We start from the raw sequence: 20592 nt of genomic DNA, 5'->3' as shown, positions 1-20592 counted from the left end.
AGGACGACACCTTGCGGGCGGCGTGGATCCGGGCGGCGGCCCACTCCGGGGCCGCCGTGCCGGCATGCATCAATAGGTCAGGTTCACCGACGGCAAGCGCGTGCTTGCGCGGCCGTTGTCGCGCACGGTGGGCGACGTGTCGAGCGGCGCGCTCATCTGGTAGCGCGTGCCGAGGTTCGAATGCACGTTGATTTCGACGGGCTTGCCTTTGTCGCGGTATTCGGTGATTTCGGTGCCGTTCGGGCTGCGCTCGTAAAAGCTCGGCGTGCGCGGAACATTGATTTCGACCTTCGAGCTGACCTCGGCGGCCGGACGATTGATCTTCTCCAGGTCCGGCAGACCCGCCCGTTCATTGGCGGACTGGGGCGCGCCGGGGGGCGGAGTGTCATCGACAGGCTGGGCAGCCATCGCGGCGTTGCCAAAGGCGAGGGCCAGTGCAACGGCGACGGGAAGGAGCGGCTTCATGGTGATTCTCCGATAGGGTGCCCCGATTCTAGCAAATCCAGCCTGCCCGTCGGGCGCGATCGCCTTATTTTGCGCCGCTTTCGCGCGGCGTGCCCGCAATCTTGCGAGCCGCGTGCGAGCGTGTGTTGTGGCGCCGCCAGGTCATTTGGCGATCACGCGTTCCGTGGTAATGTCGCCTCATCAATCGAGGCGAATGAAGATGAACAACGATACCAATCAACGCGCGGTGCAGACTCCCGCCAACAGCTTCCCGACCGAATCCTTCGACGACGCGACCGAGGCCGTTACCCGCCTCTCGGCGATCTACGAAGCGAACACTTCGTTCTTGCGCGACGCCTTCGCGCGCTATCGCCGCAACGAACTGTTCCCGAGCCGCGTGCGCGCCTGCTATCCCTTCGTGCGCGTGTGCACCGAGGTCAACACGCATATCGACTCGCGCCGCTCGTATGGTTTCGTCGCGGGTCCGGGCGTGTTCGAGACGACCGTTACGCGCCCTGACCTGTTTGGCAATTACTATCGCGAGCAATTGCGCCTGCTGGCGAAGAACCATCACGTGAAGATCGAAGTCGGCGTGTCGGATCAGCCGATTCCGATTCATTTCGCGTTCGCCGAGGGCATCCACCTCGAAGGCGATCTGGATCGCGAGCGTCTGTTCCTGATGCGCGATGTGTTCGACACGCCCGATCTCGCGCTGCTCGACGACCGCATCGTCAACGGCACCTACGAGCCGCAGCCGGGCGAGCCGCATCCGCTCGCGCTGTTCACGGCGGCGCGGGTCGATTTCTCGCTGCACCGGCTGAAGCACTACACGGCCACGTCGCCCACGCACTGCCAGAACTACGTGCTGTACACGAACTACCAGTTCTATATCGACGAGTTCGTCAAACTCGGTCGCACGATGATGGCCCATACCGACGACGAAGAACTGCGCGCCTATCGCAGCGAATACACCTCGTTCGTCGAGCCTGGCGACGTGGTCACGTACAACGAGAACCTCGGCGAGCAGGCGCAGGAAGGCACCGCTCCGCCGCGCCTGCCGCAGATGCCGGCGTATCACCTGAAGCGCGCCGACGGCAGCGGCATCACGATGGTCAACATCGGCGTGGGGCCGTCGAATGCGAAGACCATTACGGATCACATCGCCGTGCTGCGTCCGCATGCGTGGATCATGCTCGGCCACTGCGCAGGCCTGCGCAATACACAGCGTCTCGGCGACTATGTGCTCGCGCACGGCTACGTGCGCGAGGATCACGTGCTCGACGACGACCTGCCGCTGTGGGTGCCGATTCCGGCGCTCGCCGAAGTGCAGGTCGCGCTGGAACGCGCGGTCGCGCAGGTCACTCAACTGGACGGCGTCGAATTGAAGCGTGTGATGCGCACGGGCACGGTGGCAAGTGTGGATAACCGTAACTGGGAATTGCGCGATCACCGCGAGCCGGTGCAGCGGCTGTCGCAAAGCCGCGCGATTGCACTCGACATGGAAAGCGCGACGATCGCCGCCAATGGCTTCCGTTTCCGCGTGCCTTACGGCACCTTGCTCTGCGTGTCGGACAAGCCATTGCATGGCGAGCTCAAGCTGCCGGGCATGGCCGATCAGTTCTATCGCGCGCAGGTCGATCAGCATCTGCAGATCGGCGTGAAGGCGATGGAGCTATTGCGGATGAACGGGCTGCATCGTTTGCATAGCCGCAAGCTGCGCAGCTTCGCGGAAGTGGCGTTCCAGTAAGCGCCTTTTCACAAGCGGGCAAGGCGAGCGCAGGTTCGGCTCGCCTTTGTTCGATCAAAGCTGCCCGAAGCCGGTCAGCCCGATCAAACTGCCGGCTGCCAGCAGCCACAGTGGATGAATGCGCGTCTTCATCGCCATCACGGCGGTGAAGGCGGTAATCGCCCACGCAATGGCCGTCGGGTTCGACGCTTCGGCAATCAGCGCCGCGCTCGCGGCGACAATGCCGGCAGTCACCGGCACCAGTCCCAATTGCGCGTAACGACGCCACGGGCGGTCCTTGAATCGCTCCCACGCATGCATGGCGAGGATCGTCACGAGCGACGACGGCCCGAACTTTGCCACCGAGGTCACCAGCATGCCCGCCCAACCGGCCACATGCCAGCCGACCAGCGTGACGATCATCAGATTCGGACCGGGCGCCGCTTGCGCGAGCGCGAACAGGGCGCTGAATTCGCTGGCCGGCATCCAGTGATGCACATCCACCACTTGCCGCTGCATCTCCGGAAGAATCGTGTTGCCGCCGCCGAACGCCAGTAGCGAAAGCTGGCTGAAAATAACGGCGAGGGAAATGAGCGTGTCGTTCATCGTGCGCTCCGCGAGGCGATGTAAATGCTGAGCGGCGTCAGCACGAGCATGGTGGGCAGAAGCGGTAGACGCATGATCGCAATCGCAATGAAGCCGAGCGCCGCGATAAGCGCGGCCATCGGACTATGCCGTAACGGCAACAGGATTTTCACGGCCATCGAGATCAGCAGGCCGGCAGCCGCTGCGGCAAGACCGGCAAACAGATGGCGAACGTGCGGGTCGTTCTGCGTGTGTTCGTACAGCACGCCAAGGCCGATCACCACCAGCGACGGTCCCGCGATCAGTCCGAGGAGGCCGGCCAGTGCGCCCGGCACGCCGCGAAAGCGCATGCCCATTGCTACCGAAAGATTGATCACGTTGCCGCCCGGTAAAAACTGGCATAGGCCGAGCAGGTCGGTGAATTCGTCGGCGCTCAGCCAGCGGCGTTGTTCGACCAGCGCGCGCCGCGCCAGCGGCAGTGCACCGCCGAACGAGATCAGCCCGAGGCCGAGAAAGCCGCCGAAGATTTCCCGCACGGTGGGCGTGGGCGCCAGCGCGGGCTCGGACAAGGTGAGATCGTGGTCCATGTCGGTTCGCTTCCAGTTCAAGCTCAGGAGGTTAGCGCCGAACCCGCGGCGGGCAAAACGATTTTTGAGCGCCGGCTTGTGATCTAGAATCACAAGCATGGCCCGTAACCTTCCTCCTTTTCCGGCGCTGCGCGCCTTCGAAGCCGCGGCGCGGCATGAAAGCTTCACCGCCGCGGCGACCGAGCTGCATGTGACGCATGGTGCAATCAGCCGGCAGGTCGCGGCTTTCGAAACGTGGCTCGGCGTGCAGGTGTTTCAGCGTCGCGGCAAACGCGTGCGCCTGACCGAAGAAGGGCGCCGCTACCTGTCCACCGTTCAGGCCGCGTTCGACAGCATCGCGCGTGCAACGGACCAATTGCGCGACACCGGCGTCGTCCATGTGCTGCGCGTGAATGCGTTGCCCACGTTCGCGATGAAATGGCTGCTGCCGCGCCTGCATCAGTTCCAGCGCAAGGTGCCGAATGTGGAGTTGAGACTGTCGACCTCGAACGCGCCGGTCGACACCCTGGACGGCTTCGACGTTGCGGTTCGTCGCGGTCCCGCACACTGGCCCAACTGCGTGAGCGGCCATTTTCTGGGTGAAAGCGAGATTCCCGTGTGCAGTCCGGCGCTATTGCAGCGCTCGCCGATCAACGTCGCCGACGATCTCGCGCGGCACGTGCTGCTGCATTCCGACACGCGGCCGGATGCCTGGAGCAACTGGTTATCGGCGGCTGGAGTGATGGTGAAATGCCGCAAGAAGCAATCGTTCGATCACTTCTATCTGGCCTTGCAGGCCGCGGTGGACGGCCTCGGTGTCGCGCTCGGTCCGCTGCCCCTGCTCTCGGATGAGCTGGCGTCGGGTCGGCTCGTGGTGCCGCTGGCGGCCCCGCGCATCGATGCACGCGGCTATTGGTGGGTCGCACGGCGCGAGGTCGCGCATGCGCCGCTAGTCGAGCAGTTCTGCGAATGGTTGCAAGCGCAAGGCGATCAAACCCGCGAAAAGGAAACGGGCAGCCTCGAGGCTACCCGTTAGTGATCTGCGTGTTCATGGCGCATGGAGTTGCATTCGCTTCGCGCCGCAGCGCGAAGCGTGCAGACTCACAGATAGAACATCCGGTCTTCATCCGACTTGGTCGGCTGCGGCTCGGTTTCTTCGCGGTCTTCATAGAACTTCAGCACCGCTTCGAGCACCTGGTCCGGATCGTCGATGACCTGCATCAGGTCCATGTCGGCCGGGTTGATCAGGCCCATGGGCGTGAGCGAGTTCTTGAACCACGCAAGCAGGCCTTCCCAGAACTCCGCGCCCACCAGAATGATCGGCACATGACGCGACTTCTTGGTCTGGATGAGCGTGAGCACTTCGGCAAGTTCGTCCAGCGTGCCGAAGCCGCCGGGCATGACGATCACGGCGTCCGAGTTCTTCACGAACGTGACCTTGCGCGTGAAGAAATGGCGGAAGCGCAGCGAGATGTCTTGCCATTGATTGCCCGATTGCTCGTGCGGCAATTCGATGTTCAGACCGACCGACGGGGCCTTGCCCGCATGAGCGCCCTTGTTGGCCGCCTCCATGATGCCCGGGCCGCCGCCCGAGATCACCGCAAAGCCGGCGTCGGACAACTTGCGCGCGATTTGCGTGGCAAGTTTGTAGTAGGGCGAGTTCGGTTTCAGGCGAGCCGAACCATAGATGCTGACAGCCGGGCGAATCTCCGAGAGGTACTCGGTCGCCTCGATAAACTCTGCCATAATCGTGAACATCTGCCACGATGCGCGGGCCTTTTTGGCCGTTGCGCGCTCTTGATCTGCGAGTGATCGCAGACTCGGAATCACTTTTCTCTTAGTCATAATGCCTGAAGAACGAAGCCTTGAAGGTAAGACCCTGCTATTGGTCGACGGTTCGAGTTATCTGTACCGGGCCTACCATGCGATGCCTGATCTGCGCAGCCCCGACGGTGGTCCGACAGGTGCGCTCTACGGGATGATCAACATGCTGCGGCGCATGCGCAAGGAAGTCACAGCAGAGTATAGCGCGTGCGTGTTCGACGCCAAGGGCAAAACGTTTCGCGACGACTGGTACCCCGACTATAAGGCGAATCGCCCGTCCATGCCGGACGATCTCTCGCGCCAGATCGAGCCGATTCATGTGGCCGTGCGCGCGCTCGGCTGGCCGTTGCTGATGATAGAAGGTGTCGAGGCCGACGACGTGATCGGCACGCTCAGCACCGAGGCGGAAAAGCGTGGCATGAATGTGATCGTGTCGACGGGTGACAAGGATCTGGCGCAGCTTGTGTCGGATCATGTCACCCTCATCAATACGATGACTAACGAAACGCTCGACCGCGCCGGTGTGCTCGCCAAGTTCGGCGTGCCGCCGGAGCGCATTGTCGACTACCTGTCGTTGATCGGCGATACCGTCGACAACGTGCCGGGCGTCGAGAAATGCGGGCCGAAAACAGCGATCAAATGGCTGACGCAATTCGAGTCGCTGGATGGCATCGTCGCACATGCGGACGAAATTAAAGGTGCGGTAGGAGACAATTTGCGCCGTGCGCTCGATTTTCTGCCGATGGCGAAGAAACTCGTCACGGTGGATCGCAACTGCGATATGACCGACCATATCGTGTCGATCGAGGAAAGCCTGCAAAGCCGGCCGGAATCGCGCGAGGAATTGCGCGAGGTGTTCACGCGCCACGGCTTCAAGACGTGGCTGCGCGAAGTGGAAATCGCGGACGCCATGGAAGGTCCGGAAACCGACGTGGCGCCTGCTTTGTCGGTGGATCACGAGCGCCATTACGACACCGTGCAGACGTGGGAGCAATTCGACGCGTGGTTCGAGAGGATCAACGCGGCCGAGTTGACCTCCTTCGATACGGAAACCACCTCGCTCGACCCCATGGTCGCGCAGATCGTGGGGCTGTCGTTGTCGGTCGAGGCGGGCCGTGCGGCCTATGTGCCGCTCGCGCATCGCGGCCCGGACGCTCCCGTGCAATTGCCGCGCGACGAAGTGCTCGCAAAGCTCAAGCCGTGGCTCGAAAGCGTGCAGCACAAGAAGGTCGGCCAGCATCTCAAGTACGACGAGCAGGTGCTGGCGAACTACGGCATCGAAATGCGCGGTATCGAACACGACACGCTGCTGCAATCGTACGTGGTCGAATCGCATCGCACGCACGACATGGACAGCCTCGCGCTGCGTCATCTCGGTGTGAAGACGATCAAGTACGAAGAGGTGGCGGGCAAGGGCGCGGGGCAGATCGGCTTCGACGAAGTCGCGTTGGACAAGGCCGCGGAATACGCAGCGGAAGACGCCGACATCACCTTGCGGCTGCACCAGGTGCTGTACCCGCAGGTGGCGGCGGAGAAAACGCTCGAGTACGTCTATCGCGACATCGAACTGCCCACCTCGCGCGTGCTGCGGAAGATGGAACGCACGGGCGTGCTGATCGACGCGGAGAAGCTGCGTCAGCAAAGCAGCGAAATCGCCACGCGTCTCATTCAGCTGGAAAGCGAGGCGTATGTGCTGGCCGGCGGCGAATTCAATCTGGGTTCGCCGAAGCAGATCGGGCAGATCTTCTTCGAGAAGCTGGAGTTGCCGGTGGTCAAGAAGACCCCGAGCGGCGCACCGTCCACGGACGAAGAAGTGCTGCAAAAACTCGCGGAAGACTTTCCGCTGCCGAAGATCCTGCTCGAACATCGTGGCCTGTCGAAGCTGAAATCGACCTACACGGACAAGCTGCCGCGCATGGTCAACGCCACCACGGGACGCGTGCATACGAACTATGCGCAGGCCGTGGCGGTGACGGGACGTTTGGCATCGAACGATCCGAACTTGCAGAACATTCCCGTCCGTACCGGCGAAGGCCGCCGTATTCGCGAAGCGTTTATTGCACCGCCGGGGCACAAGCTGGTCTCCGCGGACTACTCGCAGATCGAATTACGCATCATGGCGCACATTTCGGGCGACGAATCGTTGCTGCGTTCGTTCTCGCAAGGGGAAGACATTCACCGCGCCACCGCGGCGGAGATATTCAGCGTAACGCCGCTCGAAGTCTCGAACGACCAGCGCCGCGTGGCCAAGGTCATCAACTTTGGTCTGATCTACGGCATGAGTTCGTTCGGGCTCGCCTCGAACCTCGGCATTACGCGCGACGCGGCCAAGCTCTATATCGACCGCTATTTCGCACGTTATCCGGGCGTGGCGCGTTATATGGACGAAACGCGCGTGAGCGCGAAGGCCAAGGGCTACGTCGAAACGGTGTTTGGCCGCCGGCTGTGGCTGCCCGAGATCAACGGCGGCAACGGTCCGCGCCGTCAGGCCGCCGAGCGCGCCGCGATCAACGCGCCGATGCAAGGCACGGCCGCCGATCTGATCAAGCTCTCGATGATCGCGGTGCAGAAATGGATCGAAGAGTCGAAGATCGGTACGCGCATGATCATGCAGGTGCATGACGAACTGATTCTAGAGGTACCGGACGCGGAATTGTCCGACGTGCGCAAGCGCTTGCCCGAGTTGATGTGCGGTGTCGCCGACCTGAAGGTGCCGCTGGTCGCCGAAGTGGGCGCCGGCCTGAACTGGGAAGAAGCGCATTGACTTGCGTATGACGGGGCGCGATATCGTCGTGCGCATGTCACACATGCGCATTGATGGCTTGTGACAACCCGTGTTGCTCGCGGACAATCGCTCAAAGGCGGCGCGCTCGGGTGAGATCTCGTGCGCGTCGCGGCGACGCATAACCCATCGGCAAACACGGAGAGTTCAATGCATCGTTTTATCGTCGTTGGCGGAGGCGCGGGGGGACTGGAACTGGCGACGCGTTTGGGCGATCGCTACGCACCCCACAAGAACAAGGGCAGCGTGCGGGCGCAGGTCACGCTCGTCGACCGGAATCCGACGCATATCTGGAAGCCGCTGTTGCACGAAGTGGCGGCCGGTAGCATGGACCCCTTCACGCAGGAACTCGAATATGCGGCGCAAGCGCGCTGGCATGGCTTCGAATTTCAGCAGGGCGAACTGACAGGCCTTGACCGCGCGAACAAGCGCCTCACGCTTGGAACCGTGCTCGACGACGACGGCGCCGAACTGCTACCCGAACGCGAGCTTGAATACGACACGCTGATCATCGCGATCGGCAGCACGACCGCATTCTTCGGCGTAAAGGGTGCGCCCGAATTCTCCCTTGCGCTCGACACGGTCAGTCAGGCCGAGCGTTTCCGCAAACGCCTGATCGCGGCCTGCATGCGTGCCGAACACCAGGTGCACGAGCCCGTCGAATCGGGTCCGGGCACGTCGTCCACGGGCGAGCCGCGCATTCAGGTGGCGATTGTCGGCGGCGGCGCAACCGGTGTGGAACTGTCGGCGGAATTGCGCAACACCGCGCAGGTGCTGTCCGCATACGGCCTGCATAAGCTCGATCCGCGGCATGACGTCGGGATCGTGCTGATCGAGGCGGGGCCGCGCATTCTGCCGGCTCTGCAGGAAAGGGTTTCGACAGCTACGGCCGAGCTGCTCACCAAGCTCGGTGTGAAGCTGATGATCGGCGAAACCGTGGCCGAAGTCGCGCCCGGCCTGATCCGCACCGCAAGCGGCAAAACCGTGCGCGCCGATTTGACGGTGTGGGCGGCGGGTATCAAGGCGCCGGCGGTGCTGAGCCAGCTCGACGGCCTGCCGGTGAATCGTCTGGGCCAGCTCGTCGTGCGCCGCACGCTGCAAACCGAAATCGACGACAACGTTTTCGCGCTTGGCGATTGCGCCGCTTGTCCGTGGCCGGGCAATGAGCGCAACGTGCCACCGCGCGCGCAGGCGGCTCACCAGCAGGCGAGCTTTCTGATGAAGGCGCTGGCGGCGCGGCTCGATGGCAAGCCGTTGCCGGAATTTACCTATCGCGACTTTGGTTCGCTGGTGTCGCTCGGGCATTTCAGCGCCGTCGGCAATCTGATGGGCGGGGTGATCGGCGGCAATATGCTGATCGAAGGGCTGTTCGCGCGCTTCATGTACATGTCGCTGTACCGGCTGCACATCGCCGCGCTGCACGGCTACGCGCGGATGGTGCTCGATACGTTCGCTCACTGGTTACGCCGGACAACGCTGCCGCGGGTCAAGCTCCACTGACTTGGGCTGTGCCGCGCCTGGTCGGCGCCCGGAAACGTTGCTTGTGCAACAGGATGCGTGTCAGGCGTATCCTGTTGCCTCCAACGTTCAACCGAGGAGCGCCGCATGCTGAAACCCGAGATCGACAGCCTGGTCCCGCACGTCCCCTTCGACCGTCGCACTTTCATTAAAGCAGCGCTCGGCACCGGATTCGCCGCCGCCGTGCTGCCGGTATCCGCGCAAACTATCCATACGGACAGCGACGGTCTCGAAGCAGGCGAAGTGGCGGTACGCTCCGGCGACACGTTGGTGCCGGCGTACCGCGCGCAGCCGAAGGGTAAGACGCACTTGCCGGTGATCATCGTCGTGCACGAGATTTTTGGCGTGCACGAGCATATCGCCGACGTGTGCCGGCGCTTCGCCAAGCAGGGCTATCTCGCGATCGCGCCGAATCTGTACGAGCGGCAGGGTGATCCGACCGTTTATACGAGCATGCAGCAGCTCAACGAGCAACTGGTCAGCAAGGTGCCGGACGATCAGGTCATCGGCGATCTCGACGCGACGGTTGCCTGGGCGGGCGAGCATGGCGGCGATCTGAACCGCCTAGGCGTGAACGGCTTCTGCTGGGGTGGGCGCATTGCATGGCTGTACGCCGAACATAACCCGCGATTGAAGGCGGGCGCCGCCTGGTATGGACGAGTAACGGGCGCAAAGAACGCGATAACGCCGGCCAATCCGCTCGACGAGGTCGCGCACCTTCATGCGCCGGTCCTGGGACTCTATGGGTTGCAAGATCAAAGCATTCCGCAGGACACGCTCGAACAGATGAAGCAGGCCATCGCGCAAGGTCCGCAAGTGGGACGCGGTTCGCAGTTCGTCGTGTATGAAGATGCGGGTCACGCGTTTTTCGCGGATTACCGCCCGAGCTACAAAAAGGCCGACGCGGAAGACGGCTGGCGCCGTACGCTGGCGTGGTTCAAGCAGCATGGCGTAGCCTGAACCGCCTGTTTTTTACGCTGACCGGCGAGCCCTCGCGCTCGCGGTTCAAGAAGGCCGTTGCCGCCTGAGTGCGGTTGAACGGCCTTTTTCCAACTTCCCGCCTACCGGGCGCTGACCTTGACGCTCAAGGATTCGGGCCCGTTGCGATGGGCCGCTTCGGATCCGAACTCCACTCGCTCCACGATCCCGCATACAACGCCGCGCCGTGGAGGCCGGCGACTTCCATTGCCAGCGCATTCACACAGGCCGTCACGCCGGAACCGCATTGCAGTATCACGTGCTCCGGCGGCGTGTCGGCGAGCAGCGCGTGGAATTCCTCGCGCAGCGTATGAGCCGGCTTGAAGCGGCTGTCGGCGGTGAGGTTGTCCTTGAAGAAGCGGTTGAGCGCGCCGGGAATGTGGCCGCCGACACGATCCAGCGTCTCGTTCTCGCCGCGATAGCGGTCGGCCGCGCGCGCGTCGACCACGACCCGTTCCTTCGAGCCCAGATTGCGCTCGACCGTTTGCGCATCGACCGTGACGGACAGCGGCGCGCCGGCTTTGAAGTCGCCGGTGTTCTGGGCGGGCGCGTCCTGCGTCAGCGGATGGCCGCCGGCCTCCCATGCTTGCAGTCCACCGTCGAGCAGCGCGACCGCGTCGTGACCGAGCCAGCGCAGAAGCCACCATGCACGGGCGGCGTACATGCCGCCTTGCGCGTCATAGGCGACGACTTGCTGTCCTTGCTTCAGACCGCGCGACTCCAGCGTCTCCACCAGCCGCGCACGATCCGGCAACGGATGGCGGCCGTTCTGGCCGTTCTTCGGCCCCGACAGGTCGCGATCGAGGTGCAGGTAATGGGCGCCGGGCAGATGCCCGGCCAGATAGGCTTTTTCGCCCGCTTCGGGGTCGGCCAGATCGAAACGGCAATCGATGACGAACACGCTGCCCGGCGCGGCGGCGAGGCGTTCCGCGAGATTGGCCGCGGAGATCAGAGTGGTGTAATGAGTGTGGGGCATGACGTCTCCTCGATACTGGCGATGGCGGCCGAGCTATGTTGTTAGTCTAAACAAAAAAGACGGACCGAAGTCCGTCTTTCCATGCGTGCGTGCTGCCTGAGGAATCCGGGCAGGCGCCAATCAGATCGTGCCGAGTTCACGCCGCAGGAACTCGTGGAAGTGCTGCATGCCATCTTCCATCGGGCTCTGATACGGGCCGACCTGCGATTCGCCGCGATTCATCAGCGCACGGCGGCCAGCGTCCATGCGCTCGGCGATCTCGTCGTCTTCGCGGGCCGTTTCCATGTAGGCGGCGCGCTCGGCTTCGACGAACTCCCGTTCGAACAGCGCGATTTCCTCAGGGTAATAGAACTCCACCACGTTGGTGGTTTTCTGCGGACCGCGCGGAATCAGCCACGACACCACCAGCACATGCGGATACCACTCGATCATGATGCCCGGGTAGTACACCATCCAGATCGCGCCGAATTCCGGCGGATTGCCGCCGCGAAAACGCAGCACTTCGTCGTGCCACTTGCGGTACGTCGGGCTGCCCGGCTGCTCCAGATCCTTGTGCACACCGACCGTCTGCACGCTGTACCAGTCGCCGAACTCCCACGTCAGGTCGTCGCAATTGACGAAGCTGCCGAGGCCCGGATGGAACGGCGCGACGTGATAGTCCTCCAGATAGACCTCGATAAAGGTCTTCCAGTTGTAGTTGCACTCGTGGACTTCGACGTGATCGAACATGAAGCCCGAAAAATCGAAATGTTCTTTGGTGCCGAGACGCGCCAGATCGCGCGCGACGTCGCGCCCCTGCGCTTCGAACAGCAGGCCTTGCCAGTTCTGCAGCGGCGTGGCGCCGAGGTTCAGGCAGGGGTTATCCGCAAAATGCGGCGCACCGAGGAGCTGGCCGTTCAGGTCGTAGGTCCAGCGATGCAGGGGGCAGACGATATTCTCCGTCTGGCCGCGGCCGTTGAGCATGATGGCTTGCCGGTGGCGGCACACGTTCGACAGCAGTTCGACTTGTGACTGCTGGTTACGGACGAGCACACGCCCTTCGCTCTCGCTCGGCAAAGCAAAATAATTCCCCGCTTCGGGCACCATGAGATCGTGGCCGATGTAGCGAGGACCTTTCTTGAAAAGGGTATCGATTTCGCGCGTTAGAAGCGCTTCGTCAAAGTAAGCCGTGACTGGCAGCTGGCTGTGGACAGACCGCAACTGCAATGCATTGCTCAGATTGGACATTCCCACTCCCGTGAAGACGTGAAAGCAGTGAACAACCCAACCATCGAAGGTTTCGATTTAGGGAGCCCGCGATTATACCCGTTTCGCCTTTCTTGGGGCGCTTAAGTGCCTGATTTGGGTCAAAAATGTCAAGTAAGTTCGACCTTTTCGCCGCAGACCGATCACTTTTTTTCTGCGAGACTGGTAGGGCAGCGGAGAGCCGGAAGGCGGGGCGTAGGCCGGCGAGCGGATCGGAAATGTCGCTTTTGCCGTAGAATGTCCGACTTGTTTTAATTTTGCGACTATTCATGGCGAAGACCGCGTCGAAAGATACTGCTGCCACGCCAGCCGAAGGCGTCGACACTACGCCGCTGCCCGAGAATTACGAGGCCGCTCAGGTGGAGCTGGAGGGGCTGGTTGCGCGCATGGAAAGCGGCAATCTCAGCCTCGAGGAGTCGCTTACCGCCTACCGGCGTGGTGCGGCCCTCGTGGCGTTTTGCCAGCAGCAGCTCGAGAAGGTCGAGCAGCAGGTGCGCGTGCTCGACGGCGAGACGCTCAAGCCGCTGCCCATGAATACCGCAGGCACAGCCGCTACTGAGAGCGGGGACGACCTATGACATTCGAACAATGGATGCGCTCGGTGCTGGAGCGCGTCGAAACGGCACTAGAACATTACCTGCCGACCGAGGCAACCGAGCCCGCCACGCTGCATGAAGCCATGCGTTACGCGGTGTTGGGCGGCGGCAAGCGGGTTCGCCCGCTGCTGTGCCACGCGGCCGGCGAGCTGACCGGCGCGCGCGCCGAATGCCTCGACGCGGCAGCGGCGGCACTGGAAATGATTCATGTGTACTCGCTCGTCCACGACGACATGCCGTGCATGGACGACGACGCGCTGCGTCGCGGCAAGCCCACGGTACACGTCAAGTATGACGAAGCCACGGCATTGCTGGTCGGCGATGCGCTGCAATCGCAAGCGTTCGTCGCGCTGACCTCGGACGTGCTGGCCCCGGCGCAACAGGCCGCGCTCGTGCGCGAACTGGCGCTGGCGAGCGGCTCGATCGGCATGTGCGGCGGCCAGGCGATCGATCTGGCGAGCGTCGGCCACACGCTGACGCGCGTGCAACTCGAAACCATGCACCGCATGAAAACCGGCGCCTTGTTGCGTGCCGCGGTGCGCATGGGCGCGCTTGCGGGTGAAACGCCGAGCGCGGAAGCCATGCGTTCGCTGGACGCATATTCGGCCGCTGTCGGCCTCGCGTTTCAGGTCGTCGACGATATTCTCGACGTCACGACCGATTCCGCGACGCTCGGCAAAACGGCTGGTAAAGACGCGAAGGACGGCAAGCCGACCTACGTGTCGATTATTGGACTCGACGCGTCGCGCGCGCTCGCGGCACAGCTGCGCAGCGATGCCCACGCTGCGCTGGCGCCGTTTGGCGCACGCGCACAGCGTCTTGCCGAATTGGCCGACCTGGTGGTGAACCGGGTTAGCTGAACGCGAAAGCCCGCCGCCGCGCGCCTCCGTCATGGGGCGCATGTATGAAGTGCGGGCGCGTAAGTTTTCCTACAATGGAACGACGATGTACGACTTGCTGAAAACCATTGACGACCCGGCAGCACTGCGCCGCCTCGATCGCCGCCAATTGCAACCGCTTGCCGACGAGTTGCGTGCCTTTGTGCTCGACAGCGTATCGCAGACGGGCGGCCATCTTTCGTCCAACCTCGGCACAGTCGAGTTGACCATTGCGCTGCACTACGTGTTCGACACGCCGCACGACCGGATCGTCTGGGACGTGGGCCATCAAACTTATCCGCACAAGATCCTGACGGGCCGCCGCGACCAGATGCACACGCTGCGTCAGTTGGGTGGCATCTCGGGCTTCCCGAAGCGTGACGAGTCGGAATACGACACCTTCGGCACGGCGCACTCCAGCACGTCGATTTCCGCCGCGCTCGGCATGGCGGTCGCGAGCAAGCTGCAGGGCGACAACCGCATGGGCATCGCCGTGATCGGCGACGGCGCGATGACGGCCGGTATGGCGTTCGAGGCGATGAACAACGCCGGCGTCGAAGACGACGTGCCGTTGCTGGTCATTCTGAACGACAACGACATGTCGATTTCGCCGCCGGTCGGCGCGCTGAATCGCCATCTGGCGCGTTTGATGTCGGGCCGCTTCTACGCCGCCGCGCGTGCGGGCGTCGAGCGCGTGCTGCGTGTCGCGCCGCCCATGCTCGATCTCGCGCGTAAGCTCGAAGAGCACGCGAAGGGCATGATCGTGCCGGCCACGTTGTTTGAAGAGTTCGGCTTCAACTACATCGGCCCGATCGACGGTCACGATCTCGATTCGCTGATCCCGACGCTGCAGAACATCAAGGAACTGCGCGGTCCGCAATTCCTGCACGTGGTGACGAAGAAGGGCCAAGGCTACAAGCTCGCCGAGGCCGATCCGGTGCTGTACCACGGCCCGGGCAAGTTCAATCCGGCCGAAGGCATCAAGCCGGCCACCACGCCGTCGAAGAAAACGTACACGCAGGTGTTCGGCGAATGGCTGTGCGACGCCGCCGAGCTGGACGCGCGTGTGGTCGGCATCACGCCGGCCATGCGCGAGGGCTCGGGCATGGTGGAGTTCGAGAAGCGCTTCCCGGATCGTTACTTCGACGTCGGCATTGCCGAGCAACACGCGGTGACGTTCGCCGGTGGCCTCGCTGCGGACGGCATGAAGCCGGTCGTCGCGATCTACTCGACCTTCCTGCAACGCGCTTACGACCAACTGATTCACGACGTCGCACTGCAGAACCTGCCGGTGGTGTTCGCGATCGACCGCGCGGGCCTCGTCGGCGCCGACGGTGCAACGCACGCCGGCGCTTACGACCTGGCGTTCCTGCGCTGCATCCCGAACATGACGGTGATGGCCGCGTCGGACGAAAACGAATGCCGCCAGATGCTGTACACGGCATTGCAGCAGCCGAATCCGACGGCGGTGCGGTATCCGCGTGGCGCCGGCACGGGTGTTGCCACCGTCAAGCAAATGGCCGCGCTGCCGATTGGCAAGGGTGAGATTCGTCGCGAAACGTCGCAGCCGGCTGGAAAGCGCATTGCGATTCTGGCGTTCGGCACGATGGTCGCGCCGTCGCTGGCAGCGGCCGAGCAACTGGACGCGACGGTCGCGAACATGCGCTTCGTGAAGCCGCTGGACGCCGATCTGGTCCGTCAACTGGCCGAAACGCACGACGCCATCGTCACAGTCGAAGAAGGCTGCGTGATGGGTGGCGCGGGTTCGGCGTGCGTGGAAGCCCTGCTTGCCAGTGGGGTTACTCGGCCGGTACTACAATTGGGCCTCCCCGATCAATTCATCGATCACGGAGATCCGGCCAAGCTGCTCGCCGCGTGTGGTCTCGACGCCGCGGGCATTGCCAAGTCGATCCGCGAGCGTTTTCTGTTGAGCGGCGCAGTCGGCGGCCAGTCGTCGGTGAAGCGCGTCGCTTAAGCGACGTTGCTTGCTGCGCGGCCGTCATGCTATGGCGGCCATAGCAATCTCCAACTTGAATCGGTGGGCCTTCGGGCCCATTATTCGACGCCGGCAGGGGCCGGCGTTTGCCGTTGCGCGCCTGGATTCGCGCGGCCGCTGAGCGCCCTGAAGGCTGTTGCCTTGCGGCAGCTCCCGAAGGCGCAAGCCCCCAAAGTGACTTTCTTCGGGGCGGAAGACTTGGGGCGGCCCGGCGTTTCCTGAAAGGACAAGACAATGAACCAGATGAATCCCGCCTTTGTGATGCCCGACGTGCAAAGCACGCCCGACACCCGCCAGATCCCGATTCAACGGGTTGGCGTGAAGGCCGTGCGCCATCCTTTGACAGTGCGCACGCAAGCCGGCGAGGTTCAGCCGACGGTCGGCACATGGAATCTCGACGTGCATTTGCCGGCTGACCAGAAAGGCACGCACATGTCGCGTTTCGTCGCGTTGCTCGAAGAGAACAAGGCGCCGCTGGAGCCCGCAACGTTCCGCACCATGCTCGTCGCGATGCTCGAAAAGCTCGAAGCCGAGGCGGGCCGCATCGAAGTGTCTTTCCCTTACTTCGTGAACAAGACCGCGCCGGTGTCGGGTGTGCAAAGTCTGCTGGACTACGAAGTCACGTTGACGGGTGAGACCCGCAACGGCGCAACGCGGCTGTTCCTGCAAGTGCAGGTGCCGGTTACCAGCCTCTGCCCGTGTTCGAAGAAGATCTCGCAGTACGGCGCGCATAACCAGCGCTCGCACGTCACGATCAACGCCGAGTTGGCCGGCGACGTCGCCGTGGAAGAGCTGATCCGTATCGCCGAAGAAGAAGCCTCGTGCGAACTGTGGGGCTTGCTCAAGCGCCCGGACGAGAAGTTCGTCACCGAGCGCGCCTACGAAAATCCGAAGTTCGTCGAAGACCTGGTGCGCGACGTCGCGCAACGACTGAATGCGGACGAGCGGATCGTCGCCTATGTGCTCGAAGCCGAGAACTTCGAGTCGATTCACAATCACAGCGCCTATGCGGTGATCGAGCGGGATAAGCGCGCCGGTTGATGCGCGGGTTTGCCGACTGCATGAAAAAGCCGCTTCTTGAAGCGGCTTTTTCAATTCAACGATGACGGCACTCAGCGTGCGAGGGACGTCAGATCCCAGCGTGGTTTCACCGTGAACGCGTAGTCCTTGCCCGACTGATCCGGCCAGCGTTGCAGGCGCAAAGCGCCGGCCAGCGCGATCATCGCGCCGTTGTCCGTGCATAGCGACAAGTCCGGATAGTGCACGTAGAAATTGCGCTTCTTCGCGGCGGCGGACAGCGCCTCGCGCAGTTGCCGGTTCGCGCCGACACCGCCCGCGACAACCAGCCGGTTGAGTTTGGTTTTCTTGAGCGCCGCCAGCGACTTCGCGGCCAGCACGTCGACCGCCGCGTCGACGAAACCGCGCGCCAGATCGGCTTTCGCCTGCTCACAGATGTTGGTGCCGCCAAGCTTCTTGGCGTGCGTAAGGACAGCGGTTTTCAGGCCACTGAAGCTGAAATCGAGATCGCCGGAATGCAACATGGGGCGCGGCAGGACCACCGCGCCGGGCGTGCCGAATTCCGCCATGCGCGAGACTTCCGGGCCGCCCGGATAACCGAGGCCGAGCAGCTTGGCAGTTTTGTCGAAGGCTTCGCCGGCGGCGTCGTCCAGCGTTTCGCCGAGCGTCTCGTAGACGCCCACGTCCGTCACGCGCATCAATTGCGTATGGCCGCCGGACACGAGCAGCGCGACGAACGGAAATGGCGGCGGCTCGTCCACCAGCAGCGGCGAGAGCAAATGCCCTTCCAGATGATGAATGCCAATGGTCGGCTTGTCCCACGCCATGGCCAGTGCGTTGGCAACGCTCGCGCCAACCAGCAGCGCGCCCGCGAGCCCCGGGCCTTGTGTGTAGGCGATTGCGTCGATGTCGCCGCGGGCCGTGCCGGCGCGTTCCATCACCTCTTCGAGCAGCGGCAGGGCCCGCCGGATGTGATCGCGCGACGCCAGTTCCGGGACCACGCCGCCGTACTCCCGATGCATCGCAATTTGCGAATGCAGCGCGTGCGCGAGCAGGCCGCGCTCCGTGTCGTAGAGCGCGAGACCGGTTTCGTCACAGGAGCTTTCGATGCCGAGAACGAGCATGATGGGTGGGCCTGGGCGGACGCACGCTTAATGACACTGCGGCGCCCGAAAGTGAAAAAGCAAGCCTGAAAGTATAGCAGTGCGCCAGAAGGGCCGCAGAGGCACAGGTACAATGCGACCGCATGGAATCCTTCGATATCGCAGTGATCGGCGCAGGCGCGGCCGGGATGATGTGCGCGGCCGTGGCCGGGCAGCTCGGCCGCCGCGTGGTGCTGATCGACCATTCGCAGCGCCTCGCGGAGAAGATCCGCATCTCCGGCGGCGGGCGCTGCAACTTCACGAATCTGTATGCCGGCCCGGCCAACTACCTGTCGGCCAACCCGCATTTTTGCCGCTCGGCGCTCGCGCGCTACACGCCGCGCGACTTCATGGCGCTGCTCAAGCGCCATCATGTGACGTGGCACGAGAAGCACAAAGGCCAGCTCTTCTGCGATCAGTCGAGCGACGCCGTCATCGACGTGCTGAAGAACGAATGCGACGCGGGCCGTGTGGCATGGCGTACGCCGCTGTCCGTGGAAGCGGTTCGGCAAGACGCGGAAGGGCGCTTCACGCTGGATACGCAGTCGGGACCGATCAACGCGCGTGCGCTCGTGATCGCGACCGGTGGGCTATCCATTCCGAAGATCGGCGCGACGGATTTCGCCTACCGTCTTGCCAAGCAGTTCGGTCACAAGTTGATCGATACGCGCCCCGCGCTGGTCCCGCTGACCTTCGCCGCTGCGGACTGGGAGCCGTTCTCGGCGCTGTCCGGCGTCTCACTGGAAGTGCAACTCGCGACCGGCGACAAGAAGACCGGCGCGCAATTCAACGAAGATCTGCTGCTCACCCACCGCGGCCTGTCCGGCCCGGGTGTGCTGCAGATTTCGAGCTACTGGCAGCCCGGCGAGCCGATTCACATCAACCTTTTGCCCGAGCGGGACGCCACGACCGCGTTGCTGGAAGCCAAGACCGGTACGAAGCGCCAGATTGCCAATCTGTTGTCGGAGTGGGTGCCGCAGCGGCTCGCCCATGTCTGGCTGGAAGCCCATCAGATTCCGGCCGAAGCCCGTGTGGCCGATTTGCCGGATAAAACTCTGCGCCGGGTCGGCGAGGCCCTGTCGCGCTGGACGCTCACCCCCAACGGCACGGAAGGCTATCGCAAAGCCGAAGTGACCCGCGGCGGCGTCGACACGCGCGACCTGTCGTCATCGACGATGATGAGCGCGCGCGCGCCGGGCTTGTACTTCATCGGCGAGGCGGTGGACGTCACCGGCTGGCTGGGCGGCTACAATTTCCAGTGGGCCTGGGCCTCGGGCGTGGCCGCCGGCCAGGCGGCTGCGGAGTATGCCAGAGGGGCTTGACGGCGCTCTGGCTTTGTGAGAAAGCTCTGCTATACTCCTGAACCTTTACAAAGTTCCGTTATTGAAAAATGACGACCATCCGCGTAAAAGACAACGAGCCGTTTGAAGTTGCCATGCGCCGTTTCAAGCGCACCATGGAGAAAAACGGCTTGTTGACGGAACTTCGCGCTCGCGAGTTTTACGAAAAGCCTACGGCTGAGCGCAAGCGCAAGAAGGCGGCTGCGGTGAAGCGTCATTTCAAGCGTCTGCGTGGCCAGATGCTGCCAAAGAAGTTCTACTGATTCTGGCGTTGCCGCGGTTCCGGTCGAACGGAGCGGCGACATCCAACCGGTGACGGCACAGCAGGCGCCATCACGGAAAACACGGCCCTTCGGGCCAGTCGGCAGGGTCGCACCCACAACGCACATTGTGCCAACCCGCTTGAGGAAGCAGTCCCAAGCGGGTATTCGTGTTGATGCGGTTAGCCCGGCCGATTTTTCAAATTCCAACGCATTCAGGTGAGTGATGAGTCTCAAGGACCGTATCAACGACGATATGAAGGCCGCCATGCGGGCACGTGAAACCGAGCGTCTCGGCACGGTCCGCCTGTTGCTCGCCGCGATCAAGCAGCGCGAAGTCGACGAGCGCGTGACGCTCGACGACACCGCGATCACCGCTGTGATCGACAAGATGATCAAGCAGCGCAAAGATTCGATCAGCCAGTTCGAAGCGGCTGGCCGCACGGATCTGGCCGACAAGGAAAAGGCCGAACTGGCGATCCTGTCGGCTTATATGCCGGAACAGATGTCCGAGGCGGAGATTGTCGCCGAAGTTCAGGCGGCGGTCGCGCAAACCGGCGCAGCGGGTCCGCAGGACATGGGCAAGGTGATGGGCGTGCTCAAGCCGAAGCTGGCCGGCCGTGCGGACATGACCGCCGTCTCGGCGCAGGTCAAAGCCGCGCTCGCGAAGTAAGTTCTGTTTTTCCGGTCTGCGCGCGCCGCCGCTCGACGGGCGGCGT

19 protein-coding genes are annotated in these 20592 nt (G+C 63.2%); 12 read left to right on the top strand and 7 right to left on the bottom strand.

What is annotated here, in order from left to right; genetic code table 11:
- Nucleotides 1-69: 69 nt before the first annotated feature.
- Nucleotides 70-465 (bottom strand): hypothetical protein, encoded by a 396-nt coding sequence (locus tag P0D71_RS23025; RefSeq protein ID WP_091804744.1) that lies wholly within the window; start codon nt 463-465, stop codon nt 70-72.
- A gap of 199 nt (nt 466-664) precedes the next feature.
- On the opposite strand from P0D71_RS23025, the gene P0D71_RS23020 reads away from it, so the two are divergent.
- On the top strand, nt 665-2191 hold the full coding sequence (locus tag P0D71_RS23020; RefSeq protein WP_091808998.1) for an AMP nucleosidase: 1527 nt from the start codon (nt 665-667) through the stop codon (nt 2189-2191).
- 54 nt (nt 2192-2245) lie between these two features.
- On the opposite strand, the gene P0D71_RS23015 is transcribed toward P0D71_RS23020, so the two are convergent.
- Entirely contained in the window at nt 2246-2776 is a 531-nt protein-coding gene (locus P0D71_RS23015) for a chromate transporter (RefSeq protein WP_091804741.1), read from the bottom strand.
- Nucleotides 2773-3342, bottom strand: coding sequence for a chromate transporter (locus tag P0D71_RS23010; protein WP_408183664.1), 570 nt, complete (start codon nt 3340-3342; stop codon nt 2773-2775). The genes P0D71_RS23015 and P0D71_RS23010 overlap by 4 nt, the downstream gene beginning before the upstream one ends.
- Nucleotides 3343-3439: 97 nt before the next feature.
- On the opposite strand from P0D71_RS23010, the gene P0D71_RS23005 reads away from it, so the two are divergent.
- Nucleotides 3440-4357 (top strand): transcriptional regulator GcvA, encoded by a 918-nt coding sequence (locus P0D71_RS23005; protein WP_408183666.1) that lies wholly within the window; start codon nt 3440-3442, stop codon nt 4355-4357.
- A 65-nt stretch (nt 4358-4422) separates the two neighbouring features.
- On the opposite strand, the gene P0D71_RS23000 is transcribed toward P0D71_RS23005, so the two are convergent.
- A complete protein-coding gene (locus P0D71_RS23000) occupies nt 4423-5166 on the bottom strand; it encodes an LOG family protein (protein ID WP_091804736.1) in 744 nt (247 codons plus the stop codon).
- Between the two features lies 1 nt (nt 5167).
- Between P0D71_RS23000 and polA the strand changes: the two genes are divergently transcribed.
- From polA to P0D71_RS22985, 3 genes are all read left to right on the top strand, one after another.
- The gene (polA, locus tag P0D71_RS22995; protein WP_408482266.1) at nt 5168-7909 is read left to right on the top strand and encodes a DNA polymerase I; all 2742 of its coding nucleotides are present in this window, start codon (nt 5168-5170) and stop codon (nt 7907-7909) included.
- A 168-nt stretch (nt 7910-8077) separates the two neighbouring features.
- On the top strand, nt 8078-9427 hold the full coding sequence (locus P0D71_RS22990; protein WP_408348849.1) for an NAD(P)/FAD-dependent oxidoreductase: 1350 nt from the start codon (nt 8078-8080) through the stop codon (nt 9425-9427).
- A 105-nt stretch (nt 9428-9532) separates the two neighbouring features.
- Nucleotides 9533-10405 (top strand): dienelactone hydrolase family protein, encoded by an 873-nt coding sequence (locus P0D71_RS22985; protein ID WP_408482265.1) that lies wholly within the window; start codon nt 9533-9535, stop codon nt 10403-10405.
- A 124-nt stretch (nt 10406-10529) separates the two neighbouring features.
- Here the strand turns inward: P0D71_RS22985 and P0D71_RS22980 are convergent, their stop codons facing one another.
- Both P0D71_RS22980 and P0D71_RS22975 read right to left on the bottom strand, forming a co-directional pair.
- On the bottom strand, nt 10530-11399 hold the full coding sequence (locus tag P0D71_RS22980) for a sulfurtransferase (RefSeq protein ID WP_091804726.1): 870 nt from the start codon (nt 11397-11399) through the stop codon (nt 10530-10532).
- Nucleotides 11400-11519: 120 nt separating this feature from the next.
- On the bottom strand, nt 11520-12626 hold the full coding sequence (locus tag P0D71_RS22975; protein ID WP_091804723.1) for an aromatic ring-hydroxylating oxygenase subunit alpha: 1107 nt from the start codon (nt 12624-12626) through the stop codon (nt 11520-11522).
- Nucleotides 12627-12913: 287 nt separating this feature from the next.
- Between P0D71_RS22975 and P0D71_RS22970 the strand changes: the two genes are divergently transcribed.
- The 4 genes from P0D71_RS22970 (at nt 12914) to folE2 (ending at nt 17155) form a co-directional block, all read left to right on the top strand.
- Nucleotides 12914-13222 carry an exodeoxyribonuclease VII small subunit gene (locus P0D71_RS22970; protein WP_408482263.1) on the top strand — a complete coding sequence of 103 codons (309 nt, stop codon included), beginning with the start codon at nt 12914-12916 and terminating at the stop codon, nt 13220-13222.
- Nucleotides 13219-14100 carry a polyprenyl synthetase family protein gene (locus P0D71_RS22965; RefSeq protein WP_091804721.1) on the top strand — a complete coding sequence of 294 codons (882 nt, stop codon included), beginning with the start codon at nt 13219-13221 and terminating at the stop codon, nt 14098-14100. The genes P0D71_RS22970 and P0D71_RS22965 overlap by 4 nt, the downstream gene beginning before the upstream one ends.
- An 85-nt stretch (nt 14101-14185) precedes the next feature.
- Nucleotides 14186-16093, top strand: a complete 1908-nt coding sequence (gene dxs, locus P0D71_RS22960; protein ID WP_091804719.1) for a 1-deoxy-D-xylulose-5-phosphate synthase — start codon at nt 14186-14188, stop codon at nt 16091-16093.
- Nucleotides 16094-16348: 255 nt separating this feature from the next.
- Nucleotides 16349-17155 carry a GTP cyclohydrolase FolE2 gene (gene folE2, locus P0D71_RS22955; protein WP_408183674.1) on the top strand — a complete coding sequence of 269 codons (807 nt, stop codon included), beginning with the start codon at nt 16349-16351 and terminating at the stop codon, nt 17153-17155.
- A gap of 71 nt (nt 17156-17226) precedes the next feature.
- Here folE2 and tsaD read toward each other — a convergent pair whose 3' ends face one another.
- The gene (gene tsaD / locus P0D71_RS22950; protein ID WP_091804714.1) at nt 17227-18255 is read right to left on the bottom strand and encodes a tRNA (adenosine(37)-N6)-threonylcarbamoyltransferase complex transferase subunit TsaD; all 1029 of its coding nucleotides are present in this window, start codon (nt 18253-18255) and stop codon (nt 17227-17229) included.
- A 122-nt stretch (nt 18256-18377) separates the two neighbouring features.
- On the opposite strand from tsaD, the gene P0D71_RS22945 reads away from it, so the two are divergent.
- The 3 genes from P0D71_RS22945 to P0D71_RS22935 all read left to right on the top strand — a co-directional run bounded on the left by P0D71_RS22945 (nt 18378) and on the right by P0D71_RS22935 (nt 20546).
- A complete protein-coding gene (locus P0D71_RS22945) occupies nt 18378-19595 on the top strand; it encodes a BaiN/RdsA family NAD(P)/FAD-dependent oxidoreductase (protein WP_408482262.1) in 1218 nt (405 codons plus the stop codon).
- A 68-nt stretch (nt 19596-19663) separates the two neighbouring features.
- Nucleotides 19664-19876, top strand: a complete 213-nt coding sequence (rpsU, locus tag P0D71_RS22940) for a 30S ribosomal protein S21 (RefSeq protein WP_028196180.1) — start codon at nt 19664-19666, stop codon at nt 19874-19876.
- 223 nt (nt 19877-20099) lie between these two features.
- The gene (locus P0D71_RS22935) at nt 20100-20546 is read left to right on the top strand and encodes a GatB/YqeY domain-containing protein (RefSeq protein ID WP_091804708.1); all 447 of its coding nucleotides are present in this window, start codon (nt 20100-20102) and stop codon (nt 20544-20546) included.
- The last annotated feature ends 46 nt before the right edge of the window (nt 20547-20592 follow it).

Origin of the sequence: Paraburkholderia sp. RL17-383-BIF-A, assembly GCF_046028015.1 — a bacterium.
Lineage (GTDB): Bacteria > Pseudomonadota > Gammaproteobacteria > Burkholderiales > Burkholderiaceae > Paraburkholderia.
This window is presented reverse-complemented; position numbering and strand designations above follow the sequence as displayed.